Origin of the sequence: Halobacillus karajensis, from assembly GCF_900108515.1 — a bacterium.
Taxonomy (GTDB): Bacteria; Bacillota; Bacilli; order Bacillales; family Halobacillaceae; genus Halobacillus; species Halobacillus karajensis.
Genome location: NZ_FNWW01000007.1, coordinates 140,110 through 156,284, shown reverse-complemented (window position 1 = coordinate 156,284; position 16,175 = coordinate 140,110). Strand labels below are relative to the sequence as shown.

The following is a 16,175-nucleotide window of genomic DNA, read 5'->3' as shown; positions in this document are numbered from 1 at the left end:
CTATGGTGACGTCAGCGAAAACTTCCAAACCAAATCTATTCGATCTGTTTTTCCTCCAGCAAGGAGAAGAAGGCGTTCAGAGTTTTTGCACCCAAGCGGAGATCGTTGTCCATACACTCGCCCGCGTGTTTAAGGAAGTGGATCAGCCTTTTGAGGGGCTGACGGTGGAAGAAATCAAACAACAGCTTCGGCCCGTCATGGACATCCATGAAGAAGCTCAATCTCTTTATGAGGTGATGAAGGAAATCGAGGGGCCAATTCTAAAAAACAGTCTCCACGTTTCCCATGAAAGGAGCATGGCGCATCTCCATTGTCCTCCTGTCTTACCAGGAGTGTTGGCAGAATTGATGATTGGAGCCCTGAATCAATCGATGGATTCATGGGACCAGAGTCCGTCTGCGACCTATGTGGAAGAAGAACTCATTCGCTACTGGACACAGCTGGTTCAGTTTCCGGAAGGTTCCGATGGAGTCTTTACCAGTGGCGGGACACAGTCCAATTATATGGGGCTGCTGCTCGCTCGTGACGCTTATTGTTTGACCGAATGGAACCATCATGTGCCAACGAATGGCCTACCGGAAGACTTTCGGAAGATGAGGGTGCTCTGTTCCGAAGAAGCTCATTTTTCGGTCAAAAAATCCATATCCCAGCTTGGCCTTGGCGAACAGGCCGTGATCCCTGTTCCGGTAGATGAGAAACATCGCATGGATTTCAAAGAAGTGTGCCGAATTGTAGAACAGCTGGAAGGGGAAGGGCTTTTTCCTTTTGCAGTTGTTGCTACATGCGGCACGACGGATTTTGGAAGCATTGATCCGCTTCCAAATCTTGCGGATTTTTGTAAGAAAAAGGGGCTATGGCTCCATGTGGATGCGGCTTATGGCGGGGGACTGCTTCTGAGTAACGAACACCGTGATAAGCTTGAGGGCTTAGAACACGCCGATTCTATGACCCTGGATTTTCATAAGTGGCTGTTTCAGCCGATCAGTTGTGGGGTGTTTTTACTTCAAGACCGCAAACACCTTGGGCTGCTTTCCCACCATGCGGATTATTTAAATCCTTTGGAAGACGAAGAAGATGGCATTTTGAATCTGGTCAATAAAAGTGTGCAGACCACTCGAAGATTCGATGCTCTTAAAGTCTTGTTGACGTTAAAAACGATGGGGACTGGTTTATTAGGAAGCATGATCGACAGGACGGTTGAAGTGGCTCAATATGCCGCGCATGAATTGGAGAGACGCGGGTGTTTCCATGTAGAGAATGCCTCTCCTGAACTGTCGACCGTCGTTTTCCAATATCGCCCTGCTGGTCATCATCCGGCCGGAGAGCTGAACCGAAACATCCAGCAGAAGCTTTTCCGGGAAGGCAGAGCCGTCCTTGCCAAAACGTCAGTGGATGGGGAAACATATTTGAAATTTACACTATTGAACCCACGGACGAGTGAAGGAGATGTGAGCCGCGTGATCGACGAAATTGAAAATACAGCTTATGAACAGATCAAAGGAGGGACTCCTCATTGAAAAGAGCTAAAGAAATAGCCGAAAAGAAGACGATGCAAAGCTTTCTCAATTGTTATTTAAGAGAAACGGAGAATTATGAATGGGCACCGGCCCCGAATGATCCAGTAGGAGAAGACGCCCAGCGAATGATACGTATTCCTCTAACGCGGCAAAACATAAGGATTAATGTGCCTGTCCGCTACTGGTCTTTAACAGGAAGGCATGTATTTGATTTTCCTATTTTTTATCAAACAGAAGGGTGTGAAGATGACCACACTCTTGATTATGTAACAATGGCCACTCTGCTAGTAAAGGAATGGCTGATCGGCAATGGGCAGGAATTTTCTGAAGATGAACTGGTGCTTCGGGTCCTGCTCAGCTGTAAGAACATGAAAGACTATATCAGGGAGCGAACAGACGACCAGAATCAATTATTAGAGGGAACGTTTGATTTTATTGATGCCGAGCAGTCCCTGTTGTTTGGTCATTTGATGCACCCAACTCCCAAAAGTAAACAAGGCCTCACGGAGGCACAGGATCGGACGTATTCACCGGAATATCAAGGGAGATTTCAGCTCCACTTTTTTAGTGCGGATCCGTTACTTGTTGAGCAAGAATCCAGTATGGATCGGTCTGCTGCTGAACTGATTTTTGAAGATATGAAACAAACCGAGGGAGCAGATCTCCTTGAAAAGGAATGGCATAAGGGCCGCTACTTGATCCCGGTCCACCCGCTGCAGGCGGCTGTTGTCATGGAGGACCCTGAAGTCCAGGCATTGGTAGATTCCGGAGAATTCAAATACCTTGGATCGGCGGGACCTCTATTTACAGCCACATCTTCCTTCCGGACATTGTACAGTGAAGACGCTGGCTTCATGTATAAATTCTCCGTTCCTGTAAAAATCACCAATTCGCTCCGATTTAATCAGCCGAAAGAACTGGCGAGAGGAGTGGAAGTGGCGAGACTGTTGGATACAAATCTTGGGGATCAATTGAGAGTGAATCATCCACAGTTTCATATTATGAAAGATCCGGCTTCCATTAATATAACGCTGGATAAAGAGATTTCAGGTTTTGAAGTCGCTCTTAGGGAGAATCCATTTTATCAAAACACCCGGCAGGCAAGTCTCCTTGCTGGTCTGGTACAAGACCATGCCTACGGGGGGAAATCAAGGCTCCATGCCATCATTCAAGACCTTGCTGAACGGGAAAAACGGACAGTTGAAGAAGTAAGCCTGGAGTGGTTTAACAAGTATTTGTCCATCAGTTTAGATCCGGTTCTATGGCTCTATACCAATTATGGCATTGCCTTGGAAGCCCACCAGCAGAATTCTGTGATTCGTTTAGAAGATGGTTATCCTAATGAATTTTATTACCGGGATAACCAGGGTTATTACTTCTGTCAATCGAAAGCGGATGAACTGGCACGTTTGCTTCCTTCTTTAAATGAAAAAAGTGACACTATTTGTGCCGATGACGTGGCAGAGGAACGGCTGCGCTATTATTTCTTCTTTAATCATTTATTTGGATTGATCAATGGATTTGGTGTAAGCGGACTGATTGAAGAAGAGAAGTTGATGGATCAACTCCGTACCCGCTTAACGGCATACCTCCCTTCTTCATTGATTCATAGTTTGTTAGAAGAAAGCAGGCTTCCTTGTAAAGCTAACTTGCTGACACGTTTGTATGATATGGATGAACTAGTGGGCCCGATGGAAGCACAGTCGGTTTATACGACTATTGAAAATCCACTTGCTGACAAGGTGGGAACCGTTCATGAGTCTTGACTTTAAAGTTTATGATAAAACCATTCAGCGCGCGATTGGGTTTCGTGAAGCTACTTCTAAGGATGTAGAACTTGTCCATAAATGGATGAATGAAGAGCATGTGTATCCGTTTTGGAATTTAAATATTTCATTCGGTCGCTTTAAAGACCACTTCCAAAAGGCGCTCGCAGATACTCATCAAACCCTTTATCTTGGCATGATAGACGACGAAGTGATGAGTTACTGGGAATCCTACTGGGTTCAAGGGGATGTACTTGAAAAGTTCTATACAGCGGAGGCAGAGGATCAGGGCGTGCACCTACTGATTGGGGAAAAAGATTTTCTAGGGGCTGGGTACGCCCTACCTCTTCTAAGAGCGATGGTGCGGTTCCAGTTCCAGCATGCCCCCACAACGAAGGTGGTGGCAGAGCCGGATATCCGTAATGAAAAAATGATTCATATTTTTGAACAATGCGGATTTACGCCGGTCGCTCCGGTTACGCTCCCGGATAAAGAGGCCTTGCTTATGTTTTGTAAACGAGAAGATTTTGAAATGAGGTGGAAGGATGAAGCAGCAGGTATATGATGTCATTGGGATTGGTGTCGGGCCGTTTAATTTAGGGATGGCCGCATTGCTTGATCCGTTGGAGGATGTCTCGGCCCTGTTTTTAGAAAAAGAAGAGGAGTTTAACTGGCATCCTGATATGTTGATTGAAGGGACTACCCTTCAAGTCCCTTTTTTCGCGGATCTTGTCAGTATGGCTGATGTAAGAAGTGAGCATAGTTTTCTGCATTATTTGCAGCAGCATCAACGACTCTATCACTTTTATTTTCTTGAAAAATTTCATATTCCAAGGAAGGAATACAACCATTATTGCCGTTGGGTCAGTAACCGTTTAGACTCCTGCCAATTTGGGAGCGAGGTGACCAAAGTCACCACAGCTCCAATAGAGGGGGATATTCTTTATCAAGTGACAGCGGTAGATCAGGCCACCGGCCGTGAGTCTACATATACGGCTAAACATATTGTAATGGGGATCGGCACGGAGCCTCGGGTGCCTGAAGCCTTTCAGGAGGCGCTTGGGGAAACGGTTTTTCATACATCTGAATATTTAGCTAGAAAATCAGCCATCAACCTCGAACAATCGGTCGCAGTCATCGGCTCAGGTCAGAGTGCAGCGGAAGTGATGTTAGATGTAGCGAAGCACCAGGAGGACAAGGGTGGATCCTTGCAGTGGTACACGAGATCCCAAGGGTTTTTTCCAATGGAATATTCCAAACTTGGGCTGGAGTACTTTTCACCAGACTATATCGACTTTTTCTATGAGCTTCCCCAGTGGAAAAAAGATCAACTCCTGAATAATCAGGGTCTTCTCTACAAAGGGATCAGCACAGAAACGATAGCAGAAATTTATGACCATATGTATGAGCGAACGGTCGGTAACGTCGATCCAGCCATTCATCTTCAGGCGATGACGGAAGTAACGGAAATCAAACGACAGGGAAATAGCTGGAGACTGAACGGTTTTCAGAAAATCTCCGAGGATCCGATTGCGTTTGACGCAGACGTTGTCATTTTGGGAACCGGTTACCAAGCACGAGTGCCTCGTTTTTTTGAGGAAATGGAAGAATCCATCATCTGGGATGACCATGGCCGGTTTGTCATAAATAAAGGCTATGACTTGGAGACCCGTTTACAGACATCTGGAAACATTTTCATCCAAAATGGAGAACTCCATACCCACGGAGTCGGAGCACCAGATCTTGGGTTGGGGGCATACCGGAATGCTGTCATTATTAATCAAATCGCTCATCGTGAGGTTTATCCTATCCAGGAGCAACACGTATTTCAAACATTCGGTACGAAAAAACAGCCGGTCACACTCTATTAATAAAGAAGAAAGAAGGGGTAGACATGTTATTCCAAAACGAAATTCATGAACAATTGAATCCGGCAGATTGGAAGGAAGTCAATCAAAAGCTGATCGCAAAAATGTTAGCTGAGTATATGTATGAAGATATGATCAACCCGAAAGTCCTGCACACGAATGGAAAGATAGAGACGTATGAACTGATCGTCCCTAACCATAAGTCCTACCAGTTTGAGGCGAAGAAATATCTATTTGATAGTTTTGAGGTCAAGAAGGAATCGATAAAAAAAATCGAGCAGGGGGTAGAAAAAGAGGCTGAGAGTGCGGTGGAACTGCTTGTCGATTTAAAGGAAATGATAGGCATGTCGGCAGAAACAACCGGACATTTGATCAAAGAGATCCATGCTACATTGATTGCCGACATCCACTTGATGCAAAAGACAGATCGAACTTCCGAGGAGCTTTTGACGACCGACTATGCTGAGCTTGAAGGATTTATGAAGGGACATCCATGGATTACCTATAACAAGGGACGGATTGGCTTCGGCTATGATGATTACCTGAAGTTTGCTCCAGAGCAGCAGAGAGAAGTCCGACTGTCTTGGATAGCGGTCCACAAACATTTGGCAAGCTTTCACTCTATCGAAAATCTCAGCTATGAACAATTGATCGAGCAGGAATTAAGTGAGGAGGAAAGAAAACGCTTTGCCAAAGAAGTTGAGACACAGGGGGGGAACGCTGAAAACTATTACTTCCTTCCTGTCCATGAATGGCAGTGGAAGAATCAGTTGATCCAAAACTTCCCGAATGAAATTGCGAGAAAAGAGATCATCGCTGTGGGAGATGGAGAGGACTCTTACCTTCCTCAGCAGTCGATTCGGACGTTTGTAAACACACATTCAACAGAGAAGCATCATGTGAAACTGCCGATGAGTATATTAAATACACTGGTTTATCGTGGTCTGCCTTCGGAGCGGACAGTCATTGCACCGAAAGTAACGGAACTGATTAAAGGTATGTATGACCAGGACGATTTTTTAAAGCATGAGTGCCGAGTGATTTTACCAGGGGAGAATGCCAGCATCAACGTGGATCAGCCTCACTATTCTTCCGTGAAAGATGCCCCCTATCAATACCTTGAAATGTTAGGAGCCATCTGGCGGGAAAGCATTTACACCTATTTGGAGGAAGGGGAGCAGGCCATCACACTTGCCGCTCTCCTGCATGAAGATCATAACGGGACCCCTTTCGTTCAATCTCTGATGGATGCCTCCCAGCTCGAACCGGAGGAATGGATGAAGAAATTTTATCAAGTGGTGATGGATCCGCTGCTGCACTATCTCTATCAATATGGCACCGTTTTTTCCCCGCACGGGCAGAACACCATTCTTGTGTTGAAAGAGAACCAGCCGCATAGACTTGCGATTAAAGACTTCGTGGATGATGTGAATGTCACAGACCAGCCGTTTCCTGAACTGGACCTTTTATCAGAAGAAATGAAAACTGTCTTGCGTACGGAACCGCCGGAAGGTTTGACTCAATTCATCTTTACCGGGCTCTTTGTATGCCATCTCCGCTATTTAAGTCACATCTTGGAGAATCATCACTTAGTTACAGAGGAGAAGTTTTGGGAACTGCTTGCCGAATCGATTCATCATTATCAGGCGAGATTTCCTGAATTGGAAGAGAGGTTTGAACTGTTTGATTTCTTTAAACCAGAAATGACGAAGCTCTGCCTGAACCGCAATCGCATGGTCGATTATGGATATGCCGATGGGGATGACCGTCCGCACGCATCAGAATTTGGCAGGGTAACGAATGCTCTGGCGGCATTTAAGAAACAGACCCATGAATAACCAGACGAAAAGAGGGATGAACCTTGGCTGTAATCGTACAAAAATTTGGCGGCACTTCGTTACAGACTACCGATCGGATCAACAGAATAGCTGATCGAATTATTCGCGAACAGGAGAAAGGAACCCAGCTGGTCATCGTTGTTTCGGCCATGGGTGATGCTACCAATCGACTTGTGCAGCTGTCTGGAGAAGTCTCTTCCTGTACAAATGGGAGAGAAATGGATTTGTTGTTATCCACCGGTGAACAAATGTCAAGTGCCCTTATGGCGCTCGCCCTCAAGGAAAAAGGGGCGGAGGCCATCGCAATGACAGGCGCCCAGTGCGGCATTGAAACGGAATATGTCTACGGAAATGCCAAAATTACAGCGATTCATACGGAGAGGATTCAACAGCAATTAGATGCAGGAAAGATTGTCGTCGTGGCTGGGTTCCAAGGTTGTGCAGGGAACCAGGAGATCTGCACCCTCGGTCGGGGAGGATCGGATACGACAGCCGCGGCTCTGGCTGCAGAGTTAAAGGCCGAACGCTGCGATATTTTTACGGATGTGGACGGTGTTTATTCTGCTGATCCACGCTATATTACGGGAACGAAAAAACACACGGCCATCGATTATGACAACCTGCTTACGATGGCTGAAATGGGAGCAGCTGTTGTGCATCCCCGAGCCGTTGCTCATGCAAAGGAACATCAAGTTCCCCTTGTGGTACGTTCAAGTTTTTCCGACCTGGAAGGAACGCTGGTTGATCCTTCGCGAGGAAGCTCCACATCTTCTCTTGTCGGGCTTACTATTCAAAAAGAACTTTCGTACCTTTACTTGACGGGTAAAATGGTAAAAGGACATCTGTTCTCCGAAATGACCGATTCGATGGGTTTATGGAGGAGAATGATCCGATCGGGGAACGGGGAACCTGGTCTGATGATAAAGGATAAGGATTTGGATCAGACCTTAACCTGGTTGAACAAAAACAAGGAGAGGTTTGGCATTCATACAATTCAGCATACGTCTGGAAGGGCAGCCGTTCATATGGTTTTTAGGAATCCTGAAGAAAAAAGAAGACAGGGTTCCTTGATGGAGGACTCCCTGTACTGGGGAGAAGCCGTGGCCATCGATGGTTATCCGTCAGTATGGAGTGTATCCGTATCAGAAGATCAGGTGGTAGATGCCGCACAGTCGATGTATGACGCGTTTTTCGGCCATGATGTTCAACAGCCTAATGAACTTCAAGAGGCCTATGGGGTATAAAGGGAAAGCGAGCGATGGGAATCTGAGCGATTCCGCCAGCTCTTGGCACGTTTCTTTTGCTCTTATTCGTAGCGTACACATAGGAAAACGACCGGATTTGGAGCCGGTCGTTTTTTTATCGGAAAAAGGGAAGACTTTTATTTTATCCGGTGGCGACAAAGCAATCCAATAACTGTAAAATTTGATATATAAAGGGCTTGTCTTATAGTTCCACTATCGTGAGGGTAGCGTGAAGACCAGGATGGTTCATGAACTTTATAGGACAATTGAAAACTACTCTTGTTTTTACAAAAAACCAGCCCCCCCAAAAAAGGGCGCTGGTATGTTTTTTAGTGAAAAGAGAATGCTGTACGTTGTTCAAAGGGTCGATCCAATGGGGGCGCATGTTTTAACCGATCTAAGAAAACTTTTCGAAGGTGTTAGGATCCATTTACCACTTAGGAATGCTGCAGCCGACAATGATTAATAAGATAAACAACACGATAATCAAAATGAAATTGTCTCTTCGAGGAGGACATTTATACATAGGAGCCGTGGGCATCATGTGTGGGACGTTGGCCCCCATATACGGAGCATTTATGTTTGCACCCATATAAGGCGCATTCACGTTAGCCCCCATGGAATACGGAGAATTGATATTTTCCATTTCAGAATCTTCCTTTCGTTTGGTGTATTCGTCACTATATAGTACTCGCCTAACCCAAAGTTGAGCCCGTCAACCTTAAAAATGGGTACGTGTCCCGTATACACAAAACAGGCGATTCAATGCCTCCGCTTATAACTTAGCTCATACCAATAGTGCCTGTAAGATACAGAAGTCTTGTTATGGTGGACAAGGAATGGAGTGGTTTTATGGATGGTCCGGCCTCCTGAGATGGTGGAGAATCGAGCTAATCGGTTGAAGGAAGGTTTGGTGATTAGGCTTGTCAAATAGGCGGATTGTGGCTGCTCAGGTTTTCTTTTTGTATTTAGTGCTGCAATCATCTTTTCTTCAGTCCTGATACTGAATCCATGACCAAAAAATTGATTATCCCCCATCGCTATGGCATTGACTCCTCTAAACCATGGCGTTTGCGGGTTTACGTCAGGGTTATTGAAGTAGACCACATCCCCGGGAATATAATGGTTTTTAAATGAGGATTGCAACCCTAAGTCATCATCAGCGTGCCAACTATATAGATAAAGGTTGGGAAAAAGGGTGTTAAAAGAGTCGTTCCCCATTGTCTGTAAGAGTCCATGATAAAAATTGATGACACAGGCGGTGGCACATTCGAATCGATAGAGAGCGCTGTTTTTAAAAATATCTAGAATCGCATCTGCTGGCCGTACTTGAAGCCTCAAAAGAAATCCCCCGGCCCTGGTTAAATTCCAATATTCCTCGTTGCATCGGGCCTTCCTGAAGGTAGCAAAGGTTGATTCCCCATCATTCATTTCTTTCGCACTTTCGATAATATTTCTTCTGGCTTTGATTTCAAATAAAAGTTCCTGCTCGGAAGAAAAAGGATAAATGTCCTGAACTTTCTGTAAGGATTCAATGATCACATTTTCAATCTTATTCGTTTTCCATGAATCTGCTGGTTGATACGGTCTCCCAGATACTTGGATCATTACGGTTCCTCCTTTTACCAAAAGTACATCCATGTATTTGTACTAAAGGTATTCAAGAATGGGAGGGATGATGTTAGATCAATACGCGACGGGCATAGGCGAGCTATGATAGAGGAGAAGTTTTCAGGTTGTACCAATGGTTAGAAAATTTTCTGAAAGAAGAAGGTGGGATTCGATGAAATGGTGGATGACGCTTATTGGTGCTATGTTCCTTTTAACTGCTTGTACATATGAGGGAAGTGGTGAGACGAAACAAAAGGAAAAAGGGGATTCAGCATCCTCGGTGACAATTAAACCTGCGGAACTTTCCCAACGTGAAAAAAGTATAATTACCCAAATGGGGGGAGGTTACCATACCTTTTACACGGTGGAGGGCGAGCTGAATGAAGGAGAAGGACTAATATCTTCTATTGTCACGTTTAAAGAGGGGAAGCAGAAAAGGGAACTAGTTTCTGCTTCTGAACCTGGTCAGCAAAAGAGTTATCATCATGAACTGCACTCGTTTGGTCTTCAGATGGAGAAAGACACGGTGAATCTTATGGTTGGTTCCCCTAATGGAAATGCGAAAGGATCCACAACAGTGCCTGAACAAATCGATCGTTTTCATTTTGAGCATTTAGATGAAAACATGACGGTAACCAAAGGGGAACCTATTTATTTGTCTTACTTGGTTGGGACGAGCCAACATACTTTTTCAGTGGAAGCGAATGAGGATTTGACCACTTTACCGAAATCAGTGGCAAACGCGGAATATGCGGTGGTTTTTAAAGTGGAATGGAAAGATGGTACGGGTTTATAGAAGGAACTGTTTGTAGTTGATCATCGTAAACTTCATCGGATCTTTGCCACTGGTGCCCCTCGAAATATTGAGTTGTTCATCAAAGATGGATGGCGAGATTCTTTGCTGTTTAGTATTCTTGACTATGAAAGGGAAGAATGAGTCTAAAAAGACGAGGGGGCAATCATATGAAGAATCCTAAAGTTGACGAGTTTTTAAGAAAAGCCGAAAAATGGCAGAAAGAGTTCAAGAAACTGAGACAAATTATGCTAGACAGTGAACTGACCGAAGAACTGAAGTGGGGCGTTCCTTGTTATACATTTCAAGGGAAAAATGTCGTGTTAATCCATGGATTTAAGGAATACTGTGCCCTTTTGTTTTTTAAAGGTGTCTTAATGCGGGATCCCCATCGTCTTCTTATCCAGCAAACGGAGAATGTTCAGGTAAGGCGGCAGATTCGGTTTACTCAGATCCAAGAAATAATGGAAAGGGAAAAGGCTCTCAAAGAGTATGTTGAGGAAGCAATCGAAGTGGAAAAAGCGGGTTTGGAAGCAGAGTTTAAAAAGACAGTCGAAATTCCGGATGAACTTCAATTTAAATTCGAAGCATCCCCTGAACTGAAAACAGCTTTTGAAGCTTTGACACCGGGGCGCCAAAGAGCCTATATTCTTTATTTTACGAAAGCTAAGCAAACAAAGACACGAGAGTCCAGAATTGAAAAGTACAGGCAGCATATTCTCGATGGTAAAGGGTTACAGGATGAATGAATTTCCCCCCGGCCCTGCTACCTTGTTCAGCCTCAGGGCACGTATTCTAATAAAAAGCACGTACATCAAGTATGTACGTGCTTTTATCAACCCCTCAGGCCATCATAATTCTGTAGTATTTAAGCAGGGCCTGTGTGCCATCATTCCCGCCTTCTGCTTCATTAAGTTTGTCATACAATTCTTTAGCAAGTTTCAATCCTGGTACTGGGAGTTCCATTTGCTCGGCAGATTCTATGGCAATTTTCATATCTTTAATAAAGTGTTTGACATAAAATCCGGGCGCGAAATCCCCCCTGATCATCCGTGGTCCCAAGTTTGATAATGACCAGCTGCCGGCAGCTCCAAATTCGATGCTTTTGAGCACGGTTTCAGGGTCAAGGCCGGCTTTCTCTGCGTATAAAATGGCTTCTGTGACTCCAAGCATCCCAGAAGCAATGGCAATTTGATTGCACATTTTGGTATGCTGGCCAGCACCGGCTTCTCCTTGTAAAACAATGTTCTGTCCCATAATCTCAAAAACAGGCTGGATCGCTTGGAAAGATTCCGTGTCTCCTCCGGCCATGATGGTGAGTGCGGCCTTTTGTGCACCGACATCTCCACCGGAAACAGGTGCATCAAGGGCATGGATGCCTTTTTCTTTGGCTTGTTTGTGTATGTCCTGAGCGAGCAGCGGGGAAGATGTGGTCATATCAATAACATAGCTGCCTGGTTTGGCATTTTCCAAAAGGCCATGTTCACCGAAATAAATGCTTTCCACATCACTAGGATAGCCGACGATGGTAATGATGATGTCAGAATCCTTTGCTAAGGCTGCAATGGAATCCTTCCAGTTCGCTCCCTGATCTAACAGTTCAACCGCTTTTTCCTTTGTTCGTGTAAATACATTCAATGTGTACCCTGCATCCATTAAGTGGCGAGCCATACTTTTCCCCATGACGCCTGTGCCGACAAAACCTATTTTTTCACGCTTCATCCGGTATCCTCTCCTCCTATGTATTTGCCTACCATCCTATCATATCGTCGTGAGCAAGTGGTTTGAAACCTCTTTTTTACATTGATTGAATGTTTCGAAAAAAATGTTGACAACTTTTGCCTTTGCGCGTAACATAACGTTAACTTTAATAAACACGGCAATGATAGAAATGCAGTAGTGAAAGGATCCCTGTGTTCAGAGAGTCGGCGGATGGTGGGAGTCGATACAAATCCTTTGATGAATTACCTTCTGGAGCTTCTTTTACGAAAGCAATGGTGATTAGTAAAAGACGGTGAACCCGTTATCTTTTTGAGCGGAGGATATGTGTCCATATCCTCAACTTGGGTGGTAACGCGTGTAGAAGACACGTCCCATGATGGGATGTGTCTTTTTTATGTCTTCATGGAGAGGGATCTAAAAGAGACTCTCTCTTTTTTTAATAATCTGAGAATGGGAGGACGAAAGGATGAAAATCAGAGATCAGTTGAACGATCAACAAAAGAGAGAATGGAATAAACAGTGGGAGGTTTTATCTTACGGCGTGTCCTCCATAATTCCAGACGAAGAATTCAAGGAGAAAATCGCGAAGTCGATTCTCCATCATCAACCGTTGAAGGTAAAGCTTGGGCTGGATCCTACGGCGCCTGATGTTCACCTTGGTCACACGGTTGTGTTAAATAAACTGAAACAGTTTCAAGATTTTGGTCACATCATCCAGTTGATCATTGGGGATTTCACAGGGAAAATAGGCGATCCGACCGGAAAGACAGTGACTCGAACTGCATTAACAGATCAAGAAGTGAAAGATAATGCCCAAACGTACTTCGATCAATTTGGTAAAGTGATGGACATGGAAAAGGTTGAGCTTCACTATAATTCGCAATGGCTTTCTTCCGTGGGTTTCTCGGAGATATTAAAGCTTGCTAGTACAGTGACGGTCGCGCGGATGCTGGAACGGAATGATTTTCACAACCGTTATGAAGCCAATAAGCCGATTTACCTTCATGAATTTTTTTACCCGGTGATGCAAGGGTATGATTCTTATGCTTTAGCTTCGGATATCGAACTTGGGGGGACAGACCAGGAATTTAATGTATTATTTGGTCGTCAGATCCAGGAGCAATATGGCAGGGAAAAACAGGTGGTCCTGCTGATGCCGCTCATTGAAGGGCTTGACGGAGTTGAAAAGATGTCGAAGTCGAAGAACAACTACATTGGGGTAGACGAGAGTCCACAAGATATTTTCGGTAAGACGATGTCGATTCCGGATGCGTTGCTCATGAAGTATTTTAGACAGTTACGAATGGATGAGGTAGAGAAGATAGGAAGAGATCTTGAGGAAGGGACACTTCATCCACGCGACGCCAAAATGAAGCTCGCGTTTTCTTTTGTTGAAATGCTGCATGGAAAAAAGGCCGCCATTCAAAGCCAGGAGCAATTCAGAAGCGTTTTTCAAAAGAATCAAATGCCGGAAGATATCCCTGAAGTCATCTGGCCGCAACAGGAAGAAGTGGCAATTGCTGATCTTGTCAAAGAGCTTGGCCTCTTACCATCGAAAGGGGAAGTCCGGCGGATGGTCAAAAATGGAGGAGTCCGGATAAATCAGGAAAAAGTGGAAGACCCTCATTTTCAAATTCAGGTAACAGATGGACTCGTCTTGCAAGTGGGAAAAAGAAAATTCGTCCGCTTGAAAGTGGGGTGCCATTAATGGGGGTACATCTCCATCCTGGTAAAAAGAGAGGTGCGATGATGGAGCGCCATATATTTTTAGCTAATTTAACGAAGCACTTACAGGAAACCTACCAATGTCACACAATTCTATTGTATGGTTCTTACCAGACCGGTGACTTCACAGATGAGAGTGATGTAGATGTGATCGGTTTTGCAGATGGGGGAGAAAGCCAGAATAAAGTGGAGACATTTAATGGAAGACTCCTGGATCTCTGGATTCATGAGAGTCAGGAAATGGAGGATGCAGAGAAGTTTTTAAAAGTCCATGAGGGGACACCCCTATTAGATGAGAAGGGAGAAGCCCAGTCATTTTTAAGCCGAATTGAAGCTGTTTTCCTAGAAGGTCCTCCGCAATTAACAGCTAAAGAGAAGCAATTTTTGAAAGATTGGCTGATTAAGATGAAAGTACGCTCGAGAAAAGGAGATATGGAGGGGCGCTACCGATTTCATTGGCTGGTAAAAGAAAGCCTGGAAATTTATTTTGAAATGAAAGGGCAGTGGTACCTAGGTCCGAAGAAGTCGATTCAGTGGTTAAAGAATTATGATAAAGAAGGGCACCGGAAGTACGATAAACTCCTTGAGGGTCCAGGAGATCGAAGACGGTTGGATGCCTGGATCGATCATTTACAAAAACTATAAGGGGAAGGGTTTTCTCCTAATAGATGAATAGAAACACAAACATAGGAAGAAGAAGGAGGAAGCCGTGAAACGACTTCCTCCTCCTTCCATCTAAAAACGGGCATGTAAAAAAGTAAGCCACTCATTCGGTGGCCAGCGTCATTTTTCTAGGTGCTGTAGCTCTGTACCAGTGCAAACAAAGGAGGAAGATGATGATAAGGTCAACAGCATCGCCTCCATAATACATAAGCATTCCGCCTGCTTCCGCTTTTTCTGCAGGAACCCCTGGGGGTGGTGCCGCATAGATGGACTTGGCTAAAATGCCATGGCCAGCTAAGGCAATCACAAGAATGATAGATCGATAGGCATAACCAAACCGGTGGGCGATTGGGTCTACGTAAATCATTGACATGGTGAAGAGATAACCGGCTAAGAAAATATGGACGTGGACGACGATATAAATAAGTACAGACTGGTGCATGGCTGTGTATACATCTGTCGTATAAAGGATCCATAGCCCGCCGATATTTAGAATGGAAGCCACAATAGGGTGACTGAAAAAGCGGACCCACCGACTTTTTAAATATCGGGAAACACGCCGTGCTGAGGTTGTTTGAAGTGTCCGCAGAAGTAGTGTCATCGGTGCAGCCAAAACAAGCAGAAGTGGAGCTGTCATCCCTAACAACAAATGACTGGTCATATGGGCTGTGAAATCCTTGTGCGCTTGCTCGGCTAAAGGTCCAATCACGGATATAGCGGCAAGAAAGATGCCGAGGATCCAGAAAATCGTTCGGTGCAGCGGCCATTTTCGAAGGTGGGGGTAACGACTGGAAACGATTGCGGCTCCTATATATAAAACTACTGCTGTCACAAATGGAACGGCGAGGGCTATATCGATGAGAAGACGGCTGTTATGCTCTATTTGATGGTCAGCCACCATGGACAGGCTCCTCCTTCTTTGGTCGACGCCTTGTGTGATATAGCAGGAACAGACCAGCCCCGATCATAATTACGGCAAGCATATTCCACACGAGATCATATTTAAGGACATCCTCCACATAGCGTATTTGGTGAAGGCGCATGAGTTTATGTTGGATGATCCCATCGTATAATTGGAAGCCTCCTGCTCCGAGTAAAACACCGCCCCACCATCTTGTCAGCCATAAACCGTTTCGACGACGGACATCAGCAAGCAGAAATAATCCTCCGACGGTGGCAAACCAGCTAAAGGCATGAAAAAATCCATCAGAAATCAGTCCAATATCTGTGGTTGATTTGTCATAAAAGTGATGCCAACGGAGTAACTGATGAAAAACCGTTTCATCAACGAACGCAGCGAGTCCCATTCCAAAGAGGATGCCAGACCAAAAGTTACGCTTTACATACAGGGAACGATTTTTATGTTTGGGTTCCCTTTTAGGTGAAGTCGTATCTGAAGCCATCTTATCCTCCTCCCATCTTTGTTCT

The 16,175-nt window shown here is 44.9% G+C and carries 15 protein-coding genes and 1 other annotated feature; of the genes, 10 read left to right on the top strand and 5 right to left on the bottom strand.

Going from position 1 to position 16,175, the window contains the following annotated elements; all coding sequences use genetic code 11:
* Window positions 1–2 precede the first annotated feature (2 nt).
* The 6 genes from BLW54_RS15115 to BLW54_RS15090 are packed head-to-tail and all read left to right on the top strand — an operon-like array spanning window position 3 to window position 8,233.
* Window positions 3–1,517, top strand: a complete 1,515-nt coding sequence (locus BLW54_RS15115) for a pyridoxal phosphate-dependent decarboxylase family protein (protein ID WP_074735580.1) — start codon at window positions 3–5, stop codon at window positions 1,515–1,517.
* Window positions 1,514–3,283, top strand: coding sequence for an IucA/IucC family protein (locus BLW54_RS15110; RefSeq protein ID WP_074735578.1), 1,770 nt, complete (start codon window positions 1,514–1,516; stop codon window positions 3,281–3,283). The genes BLW54_RS15115 and BLW54_RS15110 overlap by 4 nt, the downstream gene beginning before the upstream one ends.
* A gap of 22 nt (window positions 3,284–3,305) precedes the next feature.
* A complete protein-coding gene (locus tag BLW54_RS15105; RefSeq protein WP_035510857.1) occupies window positions 3,306–3,848 on the top strand; it encodes a GNAT family N-acetyltransferase in 543 nt (180 codons plus the stop codon).
* Window positions 3,829–5,154 (top strand): lysine N(6)-hydroxylase/L-ornithine N(5)-oxygenase family protein, encoded by a 1,326-nt coding sequence (locus BLW54_RS15100; protein ID WP_074735573.1) that lies wholly within the window; start codon window positions 3,829–3,831, stop codon window positions 5,152–5,154. The genes BLW54_RS15105 and BLW54_RS15100 overlap by 20 nt, the downstream gene beginning before the upstream one ends.
* 23 nt (window positions 5,155–5,177) lie before the next feature.
* A complete protein-coding gene (locus tag BLW54_RS15095) occupies window positions 5,178–6,989 on the top strand; it encodes an IucA/IucC family protein (RefSeq protein ID WP_035510477.1) in 1,812 nt (603 codons plus the stop codon).
* A 23-nt stretch (window positions 6,990–7,012) separates the two neighbouring features.
* Complete coding sequence (locus BLW54_RS15090) at window positions 7,013–8,233, top strand: aspartate kinase (protein WP_074735571.1); 1,221 nt, start codon at window positions 7,013–7,015, stop codon at window positions 8,231–8,233.
* Between the two features lie 430 nt (window positions 8,234–8,663).
* Here BLW54_RS15090 and BLW54_RS21005 read toward each other — a convergent pair whose 3' ends face one another.
* Window positions 8,664–8,879, bottom strand: coding sequence for a YjcZ family sporulation protein (locus BLW54_RS21005; RefSeq protein WP_074735569.1), 216 nt, complete (start codon window positions 8,877–8,879; stop codon window positions 8,664–8,666).
* A gap of 116 nt (window positions 8,880–8,995) precedes the next feature.
* Complete coding sequence (tgl, locus tag BLW54_RS15075; protein ID WP_035510482.1) at window positions 8,996–9,841, bottom strand: spore coat transglutaminase TGL; 846 nt, start codon at window positions 9,839–9,841, stop codon at window positions 8,996–8,998.
* 175 nt (window positions 9,842–10,016) lie between these two features.
* Between tgl and BLW54_RS15070 the strand changes: the two genes are divergently transcribed.
* Together BLW54_RS15070 and BLW54_RS15065 are read left to right on the top strand one after the other, a co-directional pair.
* Window positions 10,017–10,640: a YgaN family protein gene (locus BLW54_RS15070; RefSeq protein WP_074735567.1), complete on the top strand. Its 624-nt coding sequence runs from the start codon at window positions 10,017–10,019 to the stop codon at window positions 10,638–10,640.
* Between the two features lie 137 nt (window positions 10,641–10,777).
* Window positions 10,778–11,386: a YdeI/OmpD-associated family protein gene (locus BLW54_RS15065; RefSeq protein WP_392387191.1), complete on the top strand. Its 609-nt coding sequence runs from the start codon at window positions 10,778–10,780 to the stop codon at window positions 11,384–11,386.
* Window positions 11,387–11,480: 94 nt separating this feature from the next.
* Here BLW54_RS15065 and BLW54_RS15060 read toward each other — a convergent pair whose 3' ends face one another.
* Window positions 11,481–12,383, bottom strand: coding sequence for an NAD(P)-dependent oxidoreductase (locus BLW54_RS15060; RefSeq protein WP_262365319.1), 903 nt, complete (start codon window positions 12,381–12,383; stop codon window positions 11,481–11,483).
* A 127-nt stretch (window positions 12,384–12,510) separates the two neighbouring features.
* Window positions 12,511–12,736, top strand: a binding site (T-box leader).
* 89 nt (window positions 12,737–12,825) lie between these two features.
* Between BLW54_RS15060 and tyrS the strand changes: the two genes are divergently transcribed.
* Together tyrS and BLW54_RS15050 are read left to right on the top strand one after the other, a co-directional pair.
* Window positions 12,826–14,067, top strand: coding sequence for a tyrosine--tRNA ligase (tyrS, locus tag BLW54_RS15055; protein ID WP_074735565.1), 1,242 nt, complete (start codon window positions 12,826–12,828; stop codon window positions 14,065–14,067).
* The gene (locus BLW54_RS15050) at window positions 14,067–14,729 is read left to right on the top strand and encodes a nucleotidyltransferase domain-containing protein (protein WP_083391549.1); all 663 of its coding nucleotides are present in this window, start codon (window positions 14,067–14,069) and stop codon (window positions 14,727–14,729) included. Before tyrS ends, BLW54_RS15050 begins: the two co-directional genes overlap by 1 nt.
* 121 nt (window positions 14,730–14,850) lie before the next feature.
* On the opposite strand, the gene BLW54_RS15045 is transcribed toward BLW54_RS15050, so the two are convergent.
* Window positions 14,851–15,645: a cytochrome c oxidase assembly protein gene (locus BLW54_RS15045; RefSeq protein ID WP_439330201.1), complete on the bottom strand. Its 795-nt coding sequence runs from the start codon at window positions 15,643–15,645 to the stop codon at window positions 14,851–14,853.
* Window positions 15,638–16,150 (bottom strand): DUF2243 domain-containing protein, encoded by a 513-nt coding sequence (locus tag BLW54_RS15040; RefSeq protein ID WP_051744200.1) that lies wholly within the window; start codon window positions 16,148–16,150, stop codon window positions 15,638–15,640. The genes BLW54_RS15045 and BLW54_RS15040 overlap by 8 nt, the downstream gene beginning before the upstream one ends.
* Between the last annotated feature and the right edge of the window lie 25 nt (window positions 16,151–16,175).

What these genes read in the sequence shown, in the direction of transcription:
- BLW54_RS15115 (WP_074735580.1), top strand. Translation starts at nt 3, where the DNA reads ATGGTGACGTCAGCGAAAACTTCCAAACCAAATCTATTCGATCTGTTT.
- BLW54_RS15100 (WP_074735573.1), top strand. Translation starts at nt 3,829, where the DNA reads ATGAAGCAGCAGGTATATGATGTCATTGGGATTGGTGTCGGGCCGTTT.
- BLW54_RS15095 (WP_035510477.1), top strand. Translation starts at nt 5,178, where the DNA reads ATGTTATTCCAAAACGAAATTCATGAACAATTGAATCCGGCAGATTGG.
- BLW54_RS21005 (WP_074735569.1), bottom strand. Translation starts at nt 8,879, where the DNA reads ATGGAAAATATCAATTCTCCGTATTCCATGGGGGCTAACGTGAATGCG.
- tgl (WP_035510482.1), bottom strand. Translation starts at nt 9,841, where the DNA reads ATGATCCAAGTATCTGGGAGACCGTATCAACCAGCAGATTCATGGAAA.
- BLW54_RS15070 (WP_074735567.1), top strand. Translation starts at nt 10,017, where the DNA reads ATGAAATGGTGGATGACGCTTATTGGTGCTATGTTCCTTTTAACTGCT.
- BLW54_RS15065 (WP_392387191.1), top strand. Translation starts at nt 10,778, where the DNA reads ATGAGTCTAAAAAGACGAGGGGGCAATCATATGAAGAATCCTAAAGTT.
- tyrS (WP_074735565.1), top strand. Translation starts at nt 12,826, where the DNA reads ATGAAAATCAGAGATCAGTTGAACGATCAACAAAAGAGAGAATGGAAT.
- BLW54_RS15050 (WP_083391549.1), top strand. Translation starts at nt 14,067, where the DNA reads ATGGGGGTACATCTCCATCCTGGTAAAAAGAGAGGTGCGATGATGGAG.
- BLW54_RS15040 (WP_051744200.1), bottom strand. Translation starts at nt 16,150, where the DNA reads ATGGCTTCAGATACGACTTCACCTAAAAGGGAACCCAAACATAAAAAT.